Below are 20,558 nucleotides of genomic sequence, written 5' to 3' on the forward strand. Positions count from 1 at the left end.
TCCTTGTTCGTGACTTACAGCTCCTGGAGGCTGGGGCTGTCACCGGCGTCCGCCAGTTGAGACATTTCATCCATCGACAACACCTTGTCCACCTGCAAGACGATGACGAACGTGCCGGCGACCTTGGCCATGCCGCTGATGAAGTCAGGGCGAATGCGCGCGCCAAAGCTGGGGGCCGGCTTGATCTCGTCCGCCGGAATTTCCAGTACCTCTGACACACTGTCCACCAGAAGCCCGATATCCTGGGCCTGGTGGTCCTCGCTGCTGGCTTCGAGGATCACCACACAGCTGCGTCGAGAGACCTTCGTGCAGGGCTGCCCGAACCGTGCCTTGAGGTCCAGCACCGGCACCACGGCACCTCGCAGGTTAAGCACGCCGCGCACGAAGTCGGGCATCATCGGCACCGGAGTCACGTGTCCGTACTCGATGATTTCCTTGATGCCCTGGATATCGATGGCGAACATTTCGCCGCCCAGCAGGAGCGTCAGGTACTGCGCCTCCTGCTTTTGAATCGCCGTCGTCTGTCGGGTATCGGTTAACGCGCCCATGTCGCTCTCCTGCATGAAAAAAGCACCGCGTCCGGTTTGCGCTTAGAACCGCGTGAACTCGCTTTCGTCGGGGCCTGCGCTCTTGAGGAAGGTTTTCTGCGAGACCACTCGCGGTGCCCGCGCCACCGCACGCGATACGCTGCTTGCCTGGCTGGATTTGCCCAGTGTGACGTTCGATGCCTGATCGCTTGCGTCCAGCCTGAAAAAACTCATGGCCTGCTGCAACTGTTCGGCCTGGGTACTCATTTCTTCGGCGGTGGAAGCGAGCTCTTCGCTGCTGGAGGCATTTTGCTGAGTGACCTGGTTGAGTTGGTTCATCGCCGAATTGATCTGCGCCACGCCGGCTGCCTGTTCTTCGGAGGCGGCCGTGATTTCCTGGACCAGATCGGAGGTCTTGTTGATCGACGGCAGCATCTCGCCAAGCAGATGGCCGGCCCGTTCGGCCATTTCGACACTGCTGGTGGACAGTTCGCCTATTTCCAGAGCCGCCACCTGGCTGCGCTCCGCCAGTTTGCGCACTTCGGCCGCCACCACCGCGAAGCCCTTGCCATGTTCGCCGGCTCGCGCCGCTTCAATGGCGGCGTTCAAGGCCAGCAAGTTGGTCTGGTAGGCAATGTCATCGATGATGCTGATGCGTTGCGCGATTTTTTTCATCGCCTGCACCGTCTGCTGAACAGAGTCGCCGCCGTCTCCTGCTTCCTTGGCCGCCTTGCTGGCCATGCCGTCGGTTATCTTGGCGTTCTCGGTGTTCTGGTTAATGCTGGCACTCATTTGTTCGATGGACGCACTGGTTTCTTCGACGCTTGCGGCTTGTTGGCTGGTGGTCTGGCTGATGGCCTGGGCGGTAGCGCTGACTTCCTCCGACGCGCTGGCCAGACCGTCGGCGGCATTGCGCACCTCACCGATAATCTGCGAAAGCTTGCCAATCATGGCCTGCATCGCCGTGAGCACACGCCCGGTTTCGTCCTTGGAACCACCTTCGATCTTCACGGCCAGGTTACCTTCGGCCAGTTGGCTGGCCACATCCACGGCCCTTTTCAGCGGGGTGGAAATGATGCGTGAAATAAACAACGCCAGCGCGATACCCACCAGCAAAGCCACGAGTACCGCGGCGATGATGGACAGTCGCGCATTGGCGTAGATTTCGTTACCGCGTTGATTGGCTGCCGTGGCTCCGGCGTCGTTGAGGTCGATGAGTTTTACCAGGTCGCTGGAGATCTGTTCGAAGTCCCGTTTCGAATCCCCTTTGAGAATGACACTGGTCTGTTCCTTCAAACCCTGCCGCGACTCGGCCAACAGGTTCTTGCTGGTGTTGAGGTAGCTGTTCCAGCTGGTCTTGAGCGTATCGAACAACGCCTGTTCCGCCGGGCTTGAGATCAGCTCTTTTTCATAGCGCGCCATGCGGGTCTCGACTTCCTTGCGGGCATCGACGATCTCCTGTTCATATTGCGCCTGTTCCGTCGGGCTGTCGGCCATCAGATAGCGCAGTTCCTTGACCCGATAGTTGGCGACAAAAAAACGAATGCCGGAGACAACCCGCACCGAAGGCAACCAGTTGTCGCGCATCTCAGCGGCAGTTTCGTTAACCAGGCCCAACTGGATGATGGCGAACACGCCCGTCATGGCCGTCAGCACCAACACCAGCAAGAACGAAGTGATGAGCTTGGTAGCTATCCTTAAATCGTAGAACCATTTCATTGAAAGGCCTCTCCATGTGCGGTGCGGTTGGCTGAATTGCCGGGTTTGCTATCGTTCGAGGAATAAACAGCGGTTTGCCCAGGCGTTTGCTGGGCGCGTTGTCTGGTTGTCGGTGCGCCAGCCGCTCAATAGCAGGGCGCACGCGCCACAGGCAGCGGGTACGAGCGATAAGCGGAAAAAAGTGCGAGCCTGAGGAAGCGGCTGCAAGTTGCCGTATGACGACATAGGTTCCTCCCTGAATCAGTAAATAGCGATCCTTCTCACATCAGCCTATCGGCTCGGGCCAAGATCAACTTGAGCGCAGAACAGGTCAGTCGTCGGTCAGCGGTAAAATAATTCGGTTTTACCGGGGCGGTAAGTAAGGGCTGTAATAAAAAACGGCCCGGCAGCGGTGATTTATATAATCGGTAGACGACTGACGGAGGCGTGGCGTTATATAAATAGCGCGCAATCGCCGCGTGCGATTCCTTCAACGTCATGATTGCCTCCTAGTTTCTTTGTCCTATCCAGGTTTCTAAGGCCTTGGAACTCATAGGTTTTTCTATCAAGTAACGCTGCAGAACTTCTTGGTTTTCTACACCTTCTGCAACGACTCGGTAGCCGATATTTTGAAGTTATGCAGAATACGCTCGCAAATTTGCTCAGGGCCCGGCTCATTCATTGAGAATCAAGCCGAATCGCGTCGGACTGATTTTATAAAGCAAGCAATTATTGGGTAGCAGTTTTGTAGGCGCGACGTTATCGCCAGGATCAAGTCTTGTGCACAGATATAACCCGGTGCCTTGACTATATCGTTGAGGACTTTCGGCGTAATGACGTCGACTGCGTCAATCTCGCATGCGCTGTTTACCCGGACCGTTTGATGTATATCTTCCTCAAACCTCAATCGATTAAACAACCCGGTGGGTTGGTCTACGAAGTTACGAGCGCGCATGTTGCGGATACGCATCATGACCCGTTCAGCGAAGCCATTGAGCATGCCTCTGTCCAACTCGCTCATGGGCGCGCACGTGACAGTTTTTAGCCTTTCAGCTTCATTCGACGGAATAGGAGCGCCTTCGCCCATGATGACCCTCGCAATTGCTTGGTTCTACCTACAAGGTATCAGGTGATGATGTCATTATGATATCATTTTTTCGTTCGCTGCAACGCTCAGCGGTCTGCGCCTCGGCGTTGCGGGTGGGCATAGACAAGAGGTGATGCAAAACCCGCGACGGCCCACAAGTATTGACTTGGATCAGCTCCTGTAGCGCCTTCTCTTCTATCGTGCTGCAGCTCTTTGAAGCCTGATATTGGGCTACAGTTCGAGCAAAGGATTGAGTCGTGGGTCTGAAGGCGCTTTAACGCGAGATAGACAAGTTGGCGGTGAGGGGCCGTGCTCTCGTAAAAAGGTCAATGTTCAGGCGTTTCCGATTTCCAGCGCTGCGTAGAAGGTTGCTAGGCGTTTTACCCGCCTTGCAAATATCGTTAAGTCCGTTCAACGACCGAGGGCACAGGGATGATGGCTCGCGACGCACAGGCAGTGGCTGACGACGATACGTTGCGAACCCTCGAGAGTGTGCTCGGCTGTCTGTCCATTGCGGTTGTGGCGCTGGACCGCGCCGCTCGGGTTGTCGCCGGCAATCCCGCGTTCGCCCAACTGCAAGTTCAAAATGGCGTTTCTCCGGCAGCGGGCGGCGAGTTCATCGCCCTCCTGCGGCCCGAAGACCATGGGCTGTTTTATGCCGCGCTGGAAACGGCCGCAGGGAACACGCGGGCTGGTTTCGCGGCATTGAGCAGAGGGGCGTGCGGGTTGGACGTCTCCCTGACGCTGTGGCGCGATGCGTATTTTATTGTCGAGGTCGTTGCCCGCCAGGGCGCGTCGGCCCCGTCATCCGAAACCGAAAGCTACGCGCAGATCCCGCTCAGGTCGATTTTCGATTCCTCCGGTACCGGCCTGGCGCTGGTGTCGCTGGACGGTCATTGGCTACGGGCCAATGGCGTCATCTGCAGGTTGCTTGGGTATAGCGAAGCGCAGTTGCAAACCACCACATTCATGGCACTGACCCACCCCGAGGACCGCGAGGTCGGCAAGCAGTTGATCGACGAACTCAAGCGCGGTGCAAGGTCGGGCGCGACGTTGCATAAACGCTATATCCATCGCGACGGGCGGGTGGTGTGGGCGCGGTTGACCGTGGGAATGGTGCGGGACGATCAGGGGCAGCCGCTCTGCTTTGTGTCCCAACTGGAGGACATCACCGAGAACTGGCAGCTGCGCGAAACGCTGGTGGGCAGCGAACTCAAATTTCTCACCCTCGCGGAAAGTTCACCCAACATCATCGTGCGCTACAACCGCAACCTGTTGCGCACTTACGTCAACCCGGCCTTTTTGCGCTTGACCGGCATGTCTTATGACGAGTCGATAGGCGTGAGCCCCGACGAGGACGCGGGTGACTATATCAACCAGCTGCGCCATGTCGTTGCGACGGGCGAAACCGCGCAATTCCTCGACAGTTGGACCTTCGCGGACAGTACCGAGTTGGTCAGTTGTGCGGTCAGCCTGACGGCCGAGCGCAGCCCGACAGGCGAGGTGATCGGCGTGTTGGCGCTGGCCCACGACATTACCGAGTTGTGCAAACAACAGGTCCTGGAAGACGCGCGCTTGGGGATTTTCGAAAAAATGGCGACGGGCGCGCCCCTGGAAGAAACACTCGGGCTCCTGGTGGACTATCTGCAATTGGCCTTGCCCCATCGGTCCTGCCGGGTGCAGTTGGTAGCGCCGCTCGGCACCGGCGCGGTGATGAATACGGCGTCTGCCGTAGGCTGGTCCGAGCCGATCGTGGACAAACAAGGCCACGTGCTCGGCACTTTCGAGTTGTCCCAGGCCTCCGGCACCGGGCCGGATGAGAGCGACATCCTGCGCGTGCGCCAGACCTGTCATATTGCGGCGATCGCGATCGAACGCTGGCAGTCAGAGTCGTTGCTCCGCGAGCGCGAGCGTCGTTACCGTGACATTTTCGACCATACCCTGGACATGCTTTGCCTGCTGGAAATGACGGCGGTCGGTTGCCTGCGTTGTGTCGAGGTCAACCCGGCGTTGTTGCGCGCGCTGGGCAAACCGCATGCCGACGTTATCGGTGAGCCGCTGGAGTTGATCTTTGGTCGATTGGGCGCGCAAAAGATCCAGGCGCTTTGTGAGCAATGCACAAGCGCCGGGCGGGTGGTTGAGTCGGATGAGGGCATGGTGCTTCGCAACGAAGTCCGTCAACTGCACTTTACGCTGGTGCCGGTGGCGGATTCAGGGCGTGTGGCGGCGCGGATATTGGTGATCAGCCGCGACATTACCCTGTTGATCAGGGCCCGGCAGAAAGAACTCGGACGCCAGCACGACATCAGCGCACTGGTCGAAAACAGCCCGGACGCTATCGCTCGGTTGAGTGCTCATGGCGAAGTGCTCTACGTCAATGCGCAGTTGCGAAGATGGGTGGGCGGGGCCTGGCCGGAACTGATGGGCATGCCCATGGACGCGGTGGCGCCGCTGAACCACCAGTCTCAGCTGTTTCGCGAATTGGTGGCCCAAGTGATTCAGGAAAATAAAGCGACGGAGCAGGAGTTTCTGCTCTCGGGGTTGAAGAGCGCACCCAAAGTGGTACTGATCCACTTTGTTCCAGAGGTCGACGGCCAGCGGGTCGTGAGCGTGTTGGCGGTGGGGCGCGATATTTCCAGGCTGCGGGCTGCCGAGCGGCGCCTGGCCAACTCCAATGCACAATTGCGCGATCTGTCGACCCGTCGCGAAACGGCGCGGGAAGAGGAGCGCAAACTGATCGCCAGGGAGATCCATGATGAGCTGGGCCAGCACTTGACGGCACTGCGCATGGGGATATCACTGTTGAGGTTTCAATTCGGCGCCTCGACACCCGAGCTGACCCCGCAGGTCGAGCGGCTGATGGTGCTGACCGACAAGACGATCCAGGTCGTGCGTGATGTCTCCACCAGCCTGCGACCGTCCGCGTTAAACCTGGGGCTGGTTTCCGGTCTTGAGTGGCTGACCACCGAGTTCGTCACCTTGACCCGGGTTCCCTGTGTGTTACACCTGCCGTCGATTCCCCTGACGCTCCCCGATACCCATGTCACCGCCGCGTTTCGCATCGTGCAGGAGTCGTTGACCAATATCGCGCGTTACGCCGAAGCGACACAGGTCAGCGTCACCCTGAGCCCGCAGGAAACCAACTGGCTGCTGGAGGTCCAGGATAACGGCAAGGGGTTTGACCCCGACGCCGTCACCCGGCAGACCCTGGGGTTGGCCGGGATGCGTGAGCGTGGCCTGATGTTGGGCGGCAAAGTGATTGTTTTCAGCCATCCCGGACAGGGCACAACAGTCCAGGCATTCATTCCGATGCACAAGGATACGTATTAATGATTCGCATGCTGATCGCCGATGACCACACCATCATGCGCGAAGGGCTCAAGCAGTTGTTCATGCTGGTCGCCGATGTCCAGGTGGTGGCCGAAGCCGAGAGTGGCACGCAAGTGATCGAGCTGTTGCGCCAGGTCGAGATCGACCTGCTGCTGCTCGATATGAACATGCCGGGTATCAGCGGCGAAATCCTGATCGCCCGCCTGCATACCCAGTACCCGGAGCTGCCGATCCTGGTGTTGAGCATGCATAACGAAATCCACATTGCGCAACGCGCACTGCGCGCCGGTGCGCTCGGCTACCTCACCAAGGACCGCGACCCCGAGACCCTGTTGGTTGCCATGCGACGAGTGGCCAGCGGCCAACGTTACCTGGACCCGGCGCTGGCAGAGCAGATTGCCCTGCAAAGCAGTGGCCTGAAGCAACAGACCTACGTTGAAAGCCTGTCCGATCGCGAGTTTCAGATTCTGCGCTTGCTGGCTCATGGCATGAGCGTCAACCAGATCGCCGAGCAGTTGGTCATCAGCAACAAGACGGTCAGCACCCACAAGACCCGGCTCATGGAAAAGATGGGGTTCGGCTCTACGGCGGACATTGTGCGCTTCGCCATGACCTTGGGTATTTCGTGAACAACCCCCTTGTGTAGGGATTTTCCTACCTTGGTTGCCGGTATCCCTACCCTGGAATAGGGATGGTCCGATGGCCGTGGTGCCATTATTGGGCCAGTATCCCTCTCAAGCAATCGAACTGCCGATCAACCGGCGACGAGATGCTTCGATTGGGAGACAGACCGTGAGCGAACAGACCACACCCCCCTCGGCTGCTTTGATAGTGTTTCCGGTCGCCTTGGCCGGTCTGCTCGGAGGCCTTGCGGTTGCCTACAGCAATGACTTCAGCGCATGGGCTGTGGCGGCAGGGGGCGCGTTGTTGGTGCTGTGCGTTGGCTTGGGCCTTTGGGCAAACAGATGCTTCCAGGCGCATTGCAACAGCCTGCAACGCCAGCTCGATCAGCCGCCCGAGGTCTCGGCGACATTGGCCGTCGATAACGGCCTGGCAGACGTGTGCCTCAGCGTGCTTCCCGTTTGGTCCAGGCAGATCGAAGCCGCGCGCCTGATCAGCGAAACGTCCATCCTCAAGCTCAGCGAACGCTTTGGCACGCTGTCATCGAACATCAGCCACAGCGTGGCCAGCAACGGCGGGCAAGATGCTTCCCAGCAATTGGTCGACTTGCTGGAAGTCGGCCAGCGCGACCTCAATTCCATCGTGCTGGCTCTGCGCTCCGCGCTCTCCAATAAAGAGAGCGAACTCAAAGAAGTCCTGCAGCTCTCCGGCTTCACCGAACAACTTCAGCAGATGGCCAAGTTTGTCGGTGACATCGCCAGTCAAACCAACCTGCTTGCCCTCAACGCCGCCATCGAGGCCGCGCGCGCCGGTGAGGCGGGGCGAGGTTTTGCGGTGGTCGCCGATGAAGTGCGCAAGCTGTCGAGTATGTCCGGCGAGACCGGGCGCAAGATCAGTGAAACCGTGAATACCGTCAATGCGGCCATTGCCCGCACAGTGCAAATGTCCCGCCACCACGCTGAACAAGACACTTTGACCCTCGCGGATTCGGAGCGTGTGGTCTCGCAGGTCATCGAACATTTTCGCGGTACCGCCCAGACCCTCGTGCGCAACAGCCATGACCTGCAACAGCAGAGCGCCAACGTCGCCGACGAGATTGCCCAGGTGCTGGTCGCCTTGCAGTTCCAGGACCGCGTCAGCCAGATGTTGACGCTGATTACCCGCGACCTGGACAAGCTCCAGCAGCAATTGGACGAGCGCCAGGCATCGAGCCTGAGCGGGCATACCCTCAGCCCGATGGTCAGTGATCGTTGGCTGCAAGAGCTTTCAACGGCCTACACCATGCCGGAGCAACACGCTATCCATGGCGGTAACACGCACGCCAAGTCCGATGACAGCGAAATCACCTTTTTCTAGAGGAGCTTTTCCGATGAGCAAAACCATTCTGATCGTCGACGACTCCGCCTCCATTCGGCAGGTGGTCAGCATCACTCTCAAAGGCGCGGGTTATGACGTGATCGAAGGCTGTGATGGCAAAGATGCGCTGAGCAAACTGGACGGACGCAAAATCCACCTGATTGTCAGCGACGTGAACATGCCCAACATGGACGGCTTCAGCTTCGTCAAGGCGGCCAAGCTATTGCCGGCCTACAAGTTCACGCCGGTCATCATGCTGACCACCGAGGCCAGTGATGCGATGAAGCAGCAAGGCCAGGCCTCCGGTGCCAAGGCGTGGATGGTCAAGCCCTTTCAGCCGGCGCAAATGCTCACTGCCGTCTCCAAGTTGATCCTGCCATAGCAATGACCAGCGACCGCTGGCCAGGAGGTTTCCATGAAAAGCACCGTACCGATGCTACGTCGAATCCAGGTCATGGAAGGCCCCCTGACGATCTACACCGCCACTGAACAAAAAGACCTGTTGTTGTCGTTGTTTCCGCTGGCGCATGAGGTTGAGTTGGACTTGTCCAATGTCGACGAACTGGACAGCGCCGGTCTGCAATTGTTGATCCTCATCAAACGCGAGTCGCTCAAGGACGGAACGCAGCTGTTGCTGAGCAACCCGAGCGCGACCGTAATCGAAGCAATACGGCTCAGCGGTCTTGACGACTACTTCGCCAATCCGCTTTTCGCCCAGTCGCTTGGAGCATGATCGTATGGCCCAGCCCATGAACATGGATGACGTGCTGCAGACTTTCATTGCCGAGAGTCGCGAGCTCCTGCTGCAAATGGAAGACGCACTGCTGCAGATCGAGAGGTCGCCGCAGGACCTCGACACCATCAACGGCTTGTTCCGCGTGGCCCACACCATCAAAGGCTCGGCCGGCTTGTTTGGCTTGATGCCCATCGTTGAGTTCACCCATGTCGCCGAAAGCGTCCTGGACCGGGTCCGCAGCCTGGAAGTGCGCGTCGACGAGGCATTGAGTGCGTTGTTTCTCGATGCCCGTGACCATATCGGCCAGTTGATCGACCTGCTGGCCGAGGATGGCAACCTTGACCGATTGGACGAACCGCTGCGGGTCCAGGGCCAATGCCTGGGCGAGCGGCTCGCGCAGTACCTGGAAGGCTCGGTGCCGAGTGCTTCGCCCGCTCCAGCCACGTTGCCGGCGGACGAGCCGGGCGCAAGTCCCGGCCACTGGCACTTGTCCCTGCGCTTTGGTCCGGATGTATTGCGCAACGGCATGGACCCGCTGGCGTTCCTGCGTTACCTGAGCACGTTGGGGCAGTTGCTGCATACCGTCACACTGTGCGAGGGGTTGCCGCCGTTTGCGTCGATGGACCCGGAAACCAACTACCTGGGCTTTGAACTCGCGCTGCTCAGCGATGCCTCGCGGGAGGTCATCGACGGGGCCTTTGATTTTGTGCGCGATGACGCGCTCGTCCAGATCCTTGCACCGCAAGCCTCTGTCCAAGCCTGTCGCGCGCATCTCGACGGATTGCCGGAAGACAATGCCGTGCTGCTTGAGCTGCTGGTGCGTTGCGGCACATTGACGGAGTCCCAGGCCCTGCTCGTCACCCAGGAGGGTGAGCAAGCTCCGGTCGAGATGCGCGGCGAGCTGGACGCACCACCCGATTCAGTCGCGCCGTTGATCAAGGCCGGCAAGGGCGCGGCGAGCAACGAAGGCAACCTGATCCGCGTCGATGCCGCCAAGCTGGACCAACTGATCAACCTGGTTGGCGAGCTGATCATCGCCGGCGCCGGAGCCAACCTGGTGGCAGTGCGTAGCGGGATTGGCGAGATGATCGAAGCCACCAGCCTGTTATCGCGCTTGGTGGAAGAGGTGCGTGACTCGGCACTGACCCTGCGCATGGTGCAGATCGGCGCGACATTCACGCGCTTCCAGCGGGTGGTGCGCGACGTTTCCAAGGAACTGGGCAAGGACATCGTGCTGCAGATCGGCGGTGGCGAGACCGAGTTGGACAAGACCGTCGTCGAACGTATCGGCGACCCGTTGACGCACTTGGTGCGCAACGCGATGGACCATGGCATCGAGGCCGTGTCGACGCGCCTTCAACGGGGCAAGCCGGCCCAGGGCACGGTACGCCTGAATGCCTACCACGAGTCCGGCAGTATCGTGATCGAAGTGTCGGACGACGGCGGTGGCCTGGCCAAGGACAAAATCCTGGCCAAGGCCCGCGAGCGTGGCCTGGTGGGGGACGGCCAGCTACCGGCGGATAAAGACATCCTGAACTTGATTTTCGAGCCGGGCTTCTCCACCGCCGACCAGGTCAGCAACCTGTCCGGCCGCGGGGTGGGCATGGATGTGGTCAAGCGCAATATCACCGCGTTGCGCGGCAGCGTGAGCCTCGAGAGCGAAGAAGGGCAGGGCACAACGGTACGGATTCGTCTGCCGCTGACCCTGGCAATCATCGACGGCTTTCTGATCGGGGTGGGCAAGGCTTCTTATGTCATCCCGCTGAACATGGTGGAGGAGTGCATCGAGCTGGCGCCTGGACAGGGCGCAGACACCGGCTACCTGGACCTGCGTGGAGATGTGCTGCCGATCCTGCGCCTGCGGGACATGTTCGATGTGCAAGAACCTCGAGGCAGTCGAGAAAACGTGGTCGTCGTGCAATACGCCGGCCTGCGTGCTGGCTTGGTGGTCGATCGCTTGCAGGGGGAGTTTCAAACCGTGATCAAGCCATTGGGCAAAGTGTTTGGTGAGGCCCATGGGCTCGGCGGGTTCACCATCCTTGGCAGTGGAGCCGTCGCCCTGATTCTGGATATACCCAATTTGTTAGGACACGTTGCCAAGGACGCCACCCACCGTTCGATCCCAAGTCCGTTATCGACTTAATGAGCGTCATCAGGAGTTCCTCGCCATGACCGTTATCAGAAATATCATGCTGTTGGTTTTCACCGCAGTGCTCGGCGTTGTCGTGTTGGGTGGTACCAGCCTTTACCTGGCCGGTGAAATCAATACGAGCGCCAGTTATGCCAACGTCAATACCGTGCCCAGCTTGCTGGAAATCGACCGTGCGGCGGCTGCGTTCACCGACCTTCACGCCTTGGAATGGCAACGTCTGAACGATTCCGAAAAAAACTTCGTGTCCAGCTATGCGCAGAACGTGGCACAGAACTTCAGCGCGATTGGCAAAGCCCTGGATCACTATGAGGCCGCATTGGTCTCCGACGACCATGACGCAGCACTGTTGAAGCAGTTACGTGGCCGCTTGGGTGAATTCGCGACCCTGCAGGCGCATTTCGACAAGTTCATCGACGACGGTGACCAAGCCTCGGCCCGCGCATTGATCGAGGCCAGCCAGCCATTGCAGAGCGCGGTGCTGACGACGATCGGTGAGCTGCGCGAATACAACCTGGAACTGGGGCGCAAGGGCCAATTGGTTGCCACCGCCACTGAGAAGAATGCCCGCTCCCTCATCCTGCTGGTCAGCGCGCTGACATTTTTAGCCACGGCGTTGGTGGGCGCACTTCTGGGGCGCAACCTGATGCGCCAACTCGGCGGCGAACCGGTGGCCGTGCGCGCTTTCGCCGCTCGCTTGTCAGCGGGGGAGCTGGATGCCAAAGCCACGCTCAAGCCCGGTGACACCACGAGCTTGATGGCGTCCATGCAACAACTGGGCGCGAGCCTGCATGGGCTGGTCGCGGAGATAAACCGCATGTCCAGTGAACACGACAAGGGCGACATCGATGCACAGATCGATGCTGGCCGCTTTCATGGCAGTTACCGCTCCATGGCCCAGGGCATCAACGAGATGGTCAACGGCCATATCAGCGTGAAGAAAAAAGCCATGGCCTGCATCCGCGCCTTTGGTGAAGGTGATCTGTCGGCGTCGCTGGAAAAATTCCCGGGCAAAAAAGCCTTTATCAATGAAAACATCGAGCTGCTGCGCAGCAATGTGCTGGCGTTGATCCATGAGATGCAGCACATGTCCAGCGAGCATGAAAAAGGCGACATTGACGTCATGATCGACGTCGATCGCTTCTCGGGTTCGTACCGCGATATCGGTCAGGGCATCAATCAGATGGTCAGTGGCCATATCAGCGTGAAGAAAAAAGCCATGGCCTGTATCCGCGCGTTCGGCGAAGGCAATCTGTCGGCACCGCTTGAACAATTCCCCGGCAAAAAAGCCTTTATCAACGAGAACATCGAGCAACTGCGGGCCAATATCCTGGCGCTCGTCGAAGACACCAGCCAGATCAGCGACAGCGCGCTGATCGGCAAACTCGATACCCGGCCTGACGCCGCTCGGCATCAAGGTGATTTCCGCCGCATCATCCTGGGGATCAACGGTTCGCTGGATGCGATCATCGTGCCGATTACTGAAGCCATGGATGTCTTGTCGGCGATGTCCAATGGCGACCTGACCCGGACCATCAACGGCGACTATCAAGGCAAGTTCCTGGAACTGAAAAACTCGGTCAACGGCACCGTGGAAAAACTCTCGGAAATCATCGGCGAAGTGCGCGGCTCAGCCGATTCGCTGTCCAGTGCTTCCGAGGAGATCTCCGCCACTGCGCAAAGCATGGCGCAGTCGGCGTCCGAACAGGCCGCGTCGGTGGAACAGACCTCGGCATCGATGGAGCAAATGTCGGCGTCCATTGCTCAAAATACCGAAAATGCCAAGGTGACCGACGGCATGGCGGGTAAAGCCAACAAGGAAGCCTCGGAAGGCGGTCGCGCCGTGAAGGACACGGTGGCGGCGATGAAGACCATCGCTGAGAAAATCGGCATCGTCGACTCCATCGCTTACCAGACCAACCTGTTGGCGCTCAACGCGGCGATCGAAGCGGCGCGTGCCGGCGAGCACGGCAAAGGCTTCGCGGTGGTGGCGGCCGAAGTGCGCAAACTGGCCGAGCGCAGCCAGATCGCGGCGCAGGAAATCAGTGAAGTGGCCAAGAACAGCGTGGCCTTGGCGGAACGGGCGGGCAACCTGCTTGACGAGATTGTGCCCTCGATCGCCAAGACCTCTGATCTGGTGCAGGAAATCGCGGCCGCCTCGGAAGAGCAATCCATCGGCTCTGAGCAAATCAACAGCGCGATGTCGCAGATGAGCCAACTGACCCAGCAAAACGCTTCGGCCTCCGAAGAGCTGGCGGCGACGGCCGAGGAAATGAGCGGCCAGGCCGAGCAGTTGCAGGAACTCATGGGCTTTTTCAGCGTACAGAGCAAGCGCGCCGGGCGGACCGCCTCGATGCCCGTGATCAATCGCGCGGCATCCACGTTCGACCAGGATAGCCGTGCGGTGGAGAGCGGTTTCGTCCGCTTCGGGAGCTGACCCATGAGCGCCACAGCCGTTATGCCGAGCACTTTGGAGTCAGCGCCGCAGGTCGATGAGCCCTTGCAGTACCTGACCTTCTTGGCTGACCAGCAGATGTATGCGGTCAATACACTGAACGTTCGCGAAATCATCGAATACAACCAGGTGACCACGGTGCCGATGATGCCGACATTCCTGCGCGGGGTGATCAACCTGCGCGGTTCAGTGGTGCCGTTAGTGGACCTCAAGGCACGGTTTGGCAAGGGTGTGACGGTGCTGGGCAGCCGAACGTGCATCGTCATTCTTGAAGCGGCGAAGGAGGGCGAGTCCCAGGTGCTGGGGGTGGTGGTGGACTCGGTCAGCGAAGTGATTGAGATCCTCGATATCGATATCAAGCCCGCGCCGGCCTTTGGTAACCCTATCCGTACCGACTTCATCCGGGGGATGACCAAGGTGCGAGGTGCGTTTGTCACGCTGCTGCAAATCGAGCAGGTGTTGTGTGTCGATGAGATGGCCGGCTTGATGCGAGCTTGACGTGTACGACCGCGCCTCCCGGCGCGGCCGCAAAGTAATCGATGCGAGGTGAGTCATGGCGTTATCCATCGCAAGTCCAGGGAAAGCCACGGTCTCGAGCCCTAGCCAATACCTCACCTTCGAGTTGGGGGATGAGATGTTCGCCGTCGGCACGCTCAACGTGCGAGAGATCATCGAATACGGACCGATCACCAGCGTGCCGTTGTTGCCGCCCAGCATCCGCGGCGTGATCAATCTGCGCGGCGCGGCGGTTCCTGTGCTGGACCTGGGTGTGCGCTTTCGCGGCGAGCGCACGGTGCAGACCTCGAGGACCTGCTTTGTGATCCTTGAGGTACAGGCCAATGCCGGGGGCAAGCCGGTGGGCATCATTGTGGATGCGGTCAGCGAGGTCCTTGAAATCGCCGATCAGGATATCGAACCGTCCTTGAATTTCGGGACCGATGTCAGAGCGGACTTCCTGTTGGGCATCGGCAAATTGGAGAGCGGTTTTGTGTTGTTGCTGGATATCGGTCGTGTGTTGTCCCTGGAACAGGTCGATGTGCTGGCAACCCTTGATCCCTTGCTGCCTTCAACTGCCTGATTGTTTTTTGGGAGTGTCCTCATGAACGTGATTCTCTCCGATGCGGAGTTCCTGCAGTTTCGCACTCTCATTCATCAAATCGCCGGCATCAGCCTGTCGGATGCCAAAAAACAGTTGGTGAGCGCTCGGCTCGCCAAGCGCCTGCAAGTGTTCAAGCTCAATACCTACGGCGCGTACTACAAAGTGCTGATGAAGGACGCGACGGAACTACAAGTGGCGGTCGATATGCTGACCACCAACGAAACCTACTTCTTCCGCGAGCCCAAGCATTTTGATTTCCTGCGCGATGTCGCACTGCCCGAACTGCGTGGCAGCGGGCCTTTGCGTGTATGGAGCGGCGCCTGCTCGAGCGGTGAAGAGCCCTACACCCTGGCCATGGTCCTGGCGGACAGCCTCGGCGGCCGGCCCTGGGAAATCGTCGCATCGGATATCAGCAGCCGGGTACTGGAAACGGCCCGCCAGGGGCGCTACCCCCTCGAAGGCACGCGCGGCATTCCCCAAGCGTTGCTCAACAAATATTGCCTCAAGGGCGTCGGCGCCAACCACGGTTGCTTCATGGTCGAACCGGCGCTGGCGTCGAGGATCGATTTCCAGGCCATCAACTTGAACAATCCGCTGCCGAAACTGGGAATGTTTGACGTGATCTTCCTGCGCAACGTGATGATCTATTTTGACAGCGAGACCAAAGTGCAAGTGGTCAAGCGCCTGGTCAGCCACCTCAAGCCCGGCGGCTATTTCCTGGTCAGCCATTCGGAAAGTCTCAATGGCGTGACCGATGAACTGCGACTGGTCAAGCCTTCGATCTATCGGAGGCCACATGCCTGACACCCCACCGTCCCGCGAGGTGTACCTGAATCCCGGCGAGTGGTTTTTCGGTTCAGGCGCCATTCGGCTGCGCACCGTGCTGGGCTCATGCGTTGCATTGGTGGTCTGGCATCCGCGGCGCTTGTTGGGCGGCATGTGCCACTACCTGTTGCCCCGGCGCGCAGTGAAGAGATCGGCTGCACTGGATGGTCGCTACGGCGATGAGGCGCTCCAATTGCTGCTCGGCCGAATGCACGCGATCAAGGTGCCGCCGACGGAGTTCAGAATCAGCGTGTATGGCGGCGGGGATATGTTTCCGGGGCTGGCGCGTTCGGACAATCACTACGTTGGCCAGCGCAATGTCGAGCAAGCCAGGCACCTGCTCGATTCGCATCAGTTGCGGTGTCACAACTTTCATGTGGAAGGCGTGGGTTATCGAACCGTGGTGTTCGATCTGGCCAATGGCAACATCGAACTCAACTACCTGGCCCTGCATTGGCCACTCAGCAGCCCTCATGGAGAGCGTGCGATATGAGCCTTATCAAAGTACTGATCATTGACGACTCCGCGGTGGTTCGCCAGGTGCTGACGGCGACCCTTGGGCAAGACCCGGCCATTGAAGTGATCGGCGCGGCGGCGGACCCGGTGTTCGCCATGGACAAGATGAACAAGCAATGGCCGGACGTCATCGTGCTGGACGTCGAGATGCCGCGGATGGATGGCATTACGTTCCTCAAGAAACTGATGGCCGAACATCCGACGCCAGTGGTCATCTGCTCCACGCTGACCGAGAAGGGCGCGGCCACCACCATGCAAGCGCTGGCGGCCGGTGCGGTGAGTATCGTGACCAAGCCACAACTCAATTTGCGTCAGTTCCTGACCGACAGTTCCGATGAATTGGCCGGTGCCGTCAAGGCCGCAGCCCGGGCCAACATGAAGCGCATGGTGCCTTCCAGCGAGCGAGCCCCGGTCAAGCTGACTGCCGACGTCATACTGCCGGCGAGCACGCAGGCCATGGCGCGCACCACCGAAAACATCGTCGCCATTGGTACGTCCACCGGCGGCACGCAAGCCCTGGAGCTGGTGCTGACTGCCTTGCCCAGGGTGTGCCCGGGAATCGTGATCGTGCAGCACATGCCGGAACACTTCACCGCGGCATTTGCCGAGCGGCTCAACCGCCTGTGCGAGATCGAAGTCAGGGAGGCGAAAAATGGCGATCGCGTCATTCCCGGTTGTGCGTTGATTGCTCCCGGCGGCAGGCACATGTTGCTCAAGCGCAGCGGCGCCCAATACCTGGTTGAAATCGTTGACGGGCCCCCTGTCAGCCGGCACCGCCCTTCGGTGGACGTGCTGTTTCGTTCGGTCGCCCGCAGCGCCGGCGGCAACGCGCTGGGCATCATCATGACGGGCATGGGGGACGATGGCGCTCGCGGGTTGAAGGAGATGCACGACAACGGCGCGCTGACGCTGGGCCAGAATGAAGAGTCGTGCGTGGTGTACGGCATGCCTAAGGAGGCCTTCAAGCTCGGTGCGGTGGAGCGCGAGTTGCCGCTCGAACAAATTCCAGCCGCGATTCTGCAGTCCATGCACCTGCGCCGCTGACGGTTGATGCTGGTGAACCGAGGTTTTTTGCGCGCCTGGGTCGGGTTGGGCGGCGAGGGGGCTGGCTGCGCCGAAACGGCTTGGGAAGGTGATGAGTTCCGTATCTCAGCAGATGCTCTTCCTACCTGGGCGCTGGAAACTTTCAGCGCGATCAGGAACCGACTCCCACAGTTCTGCCACACAGGATAAGCCTGCTTCCGCTGGTTTGCTTGACGATTTGTCGATCGTCGGGGCGCCTGGAGCGCTGAGGCAAGGCGTCTGATCAAACCGAACTGGAGAACTAAATGTCGGCATCAGTATTCATGCAGTCTGTCGCTCACTCCTCTGATGACAAGTCTTTCAGAGACCCCATGTCCATTGCCGAGCGGTCTATGAGCTCATCGGCCAGCCAGAGCCTGTTCTGGGATTCGTATCACTTCGGCTCAGCATTCGGCAGCACGTCGTCGCGCCCGTACTTCGGCCACGGTCATTATCACTCGGGGCCGCCGCAACGTCCGCTGCCCGATAATGTGCGCCCGAACCCCGGCCCACCGCCGCGCCCAACCCCCGAGCGGCCGGACCCGCATTACTCCAAGCAAAGCAATCAGCAACTGGCCCAGGCGCTGCTGAGCAATTACGGCGCGTTCAGGGAAGGGCATTTTTCGCGGCAAGTCACCCTCGAAAGCCTGAAAAAAATGGCCGAGCGACCGTTGACCGGCAACCCGCAGATGGACGCCAATATCCGCCTGGCGAAGGAACTGCTGCGGCGTCCCGAGCTGGTACGCGCGCTCGATCGAAACATGAGCACCGGTGCTTCGGATGGCCGCTTGTCCAGGGACGATATTATGAGCGTCATCGGTTCCGATAACCCCTTTAAACTCAAAGACGACAAACAGCTGATCAAGGAAATGCTCGGCCATTTCCAACAGTTGAAGGGCAACGGTCGGGGCGACAGCATCAAGCTCGACAAGCTCAAAGAGTTTGCGGCGCAAGCGTTGACGGGCAACCCCTTCACTGACCATCTCATCCAATTGGCCAAGGAAGTCATGGCCCGTTCGATTCTGCAGGGGCGGATGGACAATGTTGACGAGTGGCAGCGCGACGGCAAGATTTCGCGACGCGAACTGCTGAAACTGCTGCGTTAACTCTGGCACAGCCGAATGCCGCGTCACTCGCGGCATAGGTTGGCAAGCGTAGTGAGCAGGAAGCACCACTTCAGCCAGGGAGGAAGGGTTTTACCACGAAGAGATTGCCATCGGCCGTTGAATGGCTGCCGGTGTCTTCACCTACCGAATCAGGTCTGGACTATGAATTCGACATCCTTTGAATCTCAGCCCTCCCAGTACACGGTTGCGAGCCTGGCGATGCCTGCACGGGAAGCAGGCCTCCCAAGCACATCCCGTTCGCAGGCACTCAACCTCATGTCTTCGCCGAAGTTCAGCTTCAGGGCGCCCACCGCCGAAGACTTCGATAAAGGTTCTCGAACATTCACGGAGGAACCGTTGTCCAGCCCTGTGTTTTCCACGCTCGCCGGGTTATGGCACAAGTTGTCTTGCCGTCTGGCCAATGACACCGAGCAGCATCTGGGCTAACCACTGAACCGTTCTGCCAGGCACAGCGCTGCGGGCGGGAAACGATAAGGCAGGGAAGAAACGATCAGGCGTACATGAGCTACTTGAAGGATTCAGGCCGCTCATGTCCTTTGCTCATACCCGCAGTATTTTGCCGCTGACCGCCACCGCTGCGAGCAATCCCCCGATCAACAGGAAGGCAGTCGCCAGGCTGCTGCCATGGGCAATGAAACCGATCACCGCGGGCCCCGCGAGAATACCGGCATAGCCGAGGGTGGTGATGGCCGGCACGGCGATGTGTTCCGGCATGACGGTCTGCTTGCCGACAGCGGTGTAGAGCACCGGGACGATATTTGAGCATCCGGCGCCGACCAGCGCATAGCCCAGCAGGGACATGGCCCAGGCCGGTGACAGGGTCGCGAGGAAGATCCCGGCCGCCGCCAGCGCCCCGCCGGTGACGATCTCCCGGGCAGCCCCCAGTCGACGGACAATCCGGTCGCCGGTCAGGCGCCCGGCGGTCATGGTCAGGGCAAAGGCCGCATAACCCAGGCCGGCGTAGGCTTCATCCAGGCCGCGTTCGGCGCTGAGGAACACCGCGCTCCAGTCGAGCACGGCGCCTTCGGCCAAAAACACGATGAAACACAAGCCGCCGATAAACAGCACCACGCCGTGGGGAATGGCAAACGGCGGCCCGGCGCTTTCACTGCCGTAGGGCAACCAGTGGGGGGCGGCCTTGAACAGCGCCAGCGCCATGATGACGATCACCACCAGGGTCGCCTGCAGCGGCGAAAACCCCAGCCCCAGCAACCCGGAGACCCCCGCTGCGCCGACGATGCCGCCCAGGCTGAACAACCCATGGAAGCCCGACATCATGGTTTTGCCGCTGGCGCGCTCGACGATCACCGCTTGCAGGTTGACCGTGGAGTCGACCGTACCCAGGCCCGCGCCGAACAGGAACAGACCAGCCATCAGCAACGGGATCGAACTGACCGTGGCGAGCATGGGCAACGCCAGGCAGATCAGGACCGTCCCGGCGCTCAGTACGCGCCGGCAACCATAGCGCGAGGCCAGTGCGCCGGCCACCGGCATGGCGATGATCGAGCCGCCCCCCAGGCACAGCAGCAACAGGCCTAGGGTGCCCTCGTTGAGTTCGGCGCGGGCCTTGGCATACGGCACCAACGGCGCCCAGGCGGCGATGCCGAAGCCGGCGATGAAGAAGGCGATGCGCGTCGACATTTGCTCCAGCCGCCCGGGAACCACGGGCGCTGGGGTGGGGATGGCAGTCATGGAGAATCCTTGGTTTTGCGTTCAACGAACGATGTCCGGCGCGACATCCTTACACATCAAGCCTGATCGAGCGAGCCAGGTTCACGCGGCGTTCGCGCTGGCGACGGGTTTTATTTTCGCCAGCACGGAACGCTCTGGACACTGGCTGCCACCTAGAGGACATCGACGTGTAGGAGGTGGTCTGGAAGGTGCGTAATCCCCGTGAGAATTGCTGAACCCCAGGCTTCCTGCGGCGGATGACGCACCTTCCAGACCACTTCCCACGCGCCGACCGTTCT

At 59.9% G+C, this 20,558-nt stretch carries 18 protein-coding genes and 1 pseudogene; 15 read left to right on the plus strand and 4 right to left on the minus strand.

The window, feature by feature from the left end; all coding sequences use genetic code 11:
- Positions 1–14: 14 nt before the first annotated feature.
- From JN756_RS10890 to JN756_RS10900, 3 genes are all read right to left on the minus strand, one after another.
- Entirely contained in the window at positions 15–548 is a 534-nt protein-coding gene (locus JN756_RS10890) for a chemotaxis protein CheW (RefSeq protein WP_057004888.1), read from the minus strand.
- Positions 549–590: 42 nt separating this feature from the next.
- Complete coding sequence (locus JN756_RS10895; RefSeq protein ID WP_201022096.1) at positions 591–2,246, minus strand: methyl-accepting chemotaxis protein; 1,656 nt, start codon at positions 2,244–2,246, stop codon at positions 591–593.
- Positions 2,247–2,506: 260 nt separating this feature from the next.
- Positions 2,507–2,725: a hypothetical protein gene (locus JN756_RS10900; protein WP_132849952.1), complete on the minus strand. Its 219-nt coding sequence runs from the start codon at positions 2,723–2,725 to the stop codon at positions 2,507–2,509.
- A gap of 1,019 nt (positions 2,726–3,744) precedes the next feature.
- Here JN756_RS10900 and JN756_RS10905 point away from each other — a divergent pair.
- The 15 genes and pseudogenes from JN756_RS10905 (at position 3,745) to JN756_RS10975 (ending at position 19,014) form a co-directional block, all read left to right on the plus strand.
- Positions 3,745–6,642 carry a PAS domain-containing sensor histidine kinase gene (locus tag JN756_RS10905; protein WP_108525669.1) on the plus strand — a complete coding sequence of 966 codons (2,898 nt, stop codon included), beginning with the start codon at positions 3,745–3,747 and terminating at the stop codon, positions 6,640–6,642.
- Positions 6,642–7,271: a response regulator gene (locus JN756_RS10910; protein WP_017846992.1), complete on the plus strand. Its 630-nt coding sequence runs from the start codon at positions 6,642–6,644 to the stop codon at positions 7,269–7,271. Before JN756_RS10905 ends, JN756_RS10910 begins: the two co-directional genes overlap by 1 nt.
- A gap of 70 nt (positions 7,272–7,341) precedes the next feature.
- A complete protein-coding gene (locus tag JN756_RS10915; protein WP_371928145.1) occupies positions 7,342–8,619 on the plus strand; it encodes a methyl-accepting chemotaxis protein in 1,278 nt (425 codons plus the stop codon).
- Between the two features lie 13 nt (positions 8,620–8,632).
- Positions 8,633–9,001 carry a response regulator gene (locus JN756_RS10920; protein WP_017846994.1) on the plus strand — a complete coding sequence of 123 codons (369 nt, stop codon included), beginning with the start codon at positions 8,633–8,635 and terminating at the stop codon, positions 8,999–9,001.
- A 33-nt stretch (positions 9,002–9,034) separates the two neighbouring features.
- A complete protein-coding gene (locus JN756_RS10925) occupies positions 9,035–9,352 on the plus strand; it encodes an STAS domain-containing protein (RefSeq protein ID WP_017846995.1) in 318 nt (105 codons plus the stop codon).
- A gap of 4 nt (positions 9,353–9,356) precedes the next feature.
- Positions 9,357–11,498 (plus strand): chemotaxis protein CheA, encoded by a 2,142-nt coding sequence (locus JN756_RS10930; RefSeq protein ID WP_017846996.1) that lies wholly within the window; start codon positions 9,357–9,359, stop codon positions 11,496–11,498.
- 46 nt (positions 11,499–11,544) lie between these two features.
- Positions 11,545–12,774 (plus strand): annotated as a pseudogene (locus tag JN756_RS10935) (MCP four helix bundle domain-containing protein); the annotation flags it as partial.
- A gap of 198 nt (positions 12,775–12,972) precedes the next feature.
- Positions 12,973–13,941, plus strand: coding sequence for a methyl-accepting chemotaxis protein (locus JN756_RS10940; RefSeq protein WP_428839092.1), 969 nt, complete (start codon positions 12,973–12,975; stop codon positions 13,939–13,941).
- A gap of 3 nt (positions 13,942–13,944) precedes the next feature.
- Positions 13,945–14,457: a chemotaxis protein CheW gene (locus JN756_RS10945; RefSeq protein WP_227778821.1), complete on the plus strand. Its 513-nt coding sequence runs from the start codon at positions 13,945–13,947 to the stop codon at positions 14,455–14,457.
- Positions 14,458–14,512: 55 nt separating this feature from the next.
- Positions 14,513–15,037, plus strand: coding sequence for a chemotaxis protein CheW (locus tag JN756_RS10950; RefSeq protein WP_026140027.1), 525 nt, complete (start codon positions 14,513–14,515; stop codon positions 15,035–15,037).
- 21 nt (positions 15,038–15,058) lie between these two features.
- A complete protein-coding gene (locus JN756_RS10955) occupies positions 15,059–15,862 on the plus strand; it encodes a CheR family methyltransferase (protein WP_017847000.1) in 804 nt (267 codons plus the stop codon).
- The gene (locus JN756_RS10960) at positions 15,855–16,376 is read left to right on the plus strand and encodes a chemotaxis protein CheD (RefSeq protein WP_046384050.1); all 522 of its coding nucleotides are present in this window, start codon (positions 15,855–15,857) and stop codon (positions 16,374–16,376) included. The genes JN756_RS10955 and JN756_RS10960 overlap by 8 nt, the downstream gene beginning before the upstream one ends.
- Positions 16,373–17,443: a protein-glutamate methylesterase/protein-glutamine glutaminase gene (locus JN756_RS10965; RefSeq protein ID WP_017847002.1), complete on the plus strand. Its 1,071-nt coding sequence runs from the start codon at positions 16,373–16,375 to the stop codon at positions 17,441–17,443. The genes JN756_RS10960 and JN756_RS10965 overlap by 4 nt, the downstream gene beginning before the upstream one ends.
- A 371-nt stretch (positions 17,444–17,814) precedes the next feature.
- Entirely contained in the window at positions 17,815–18,567 is a 753-nt protein-coding gene (locus JN756_RS10970; RefSeq protein WP_017847003.1) for a hypothetical protein, read from the plus strand.
- 276 nt (positions 18,568–18,843) lie between these two features.
- Entirely contained in the window at positions 18,844–19,014 is a 171-nt protein-coding gene (locus JN756_RS10975) for a hypothetical protein (RefSeq protein WP_236255099.1), read from the plus strand.
- Between the two features lie 114 nt (positions 19,015–19,128).
- Here the strand turns inward: JN756_RS10975 and JN756_RS10980 are convergent, their stop codons facing one another.
- Positions 19,129–20,280, minus strand: a complete 1,152-nt coding sequence (locus JN756_RS10980) for an MFS transporter (protein ID WP_201022098.1) — start codon at positions 20,278–20,280, stop codon at positions 19,129–19,131.
- Positions 20,281–20,558: the final 278 nt, after the last annotated feature.

It is taken from the genome of Pseudomonas sp. Y39-6, assembly GCF_023651955.1.
In the GTDB taxonomy this organism is placed as follows: Bacteria; Pseudomonadota; Gammaproteobacteria; order Pseudomonadales; family Pseudomonadaceae; genus Aquipseudomonas; species Aquipseudomonas veronii.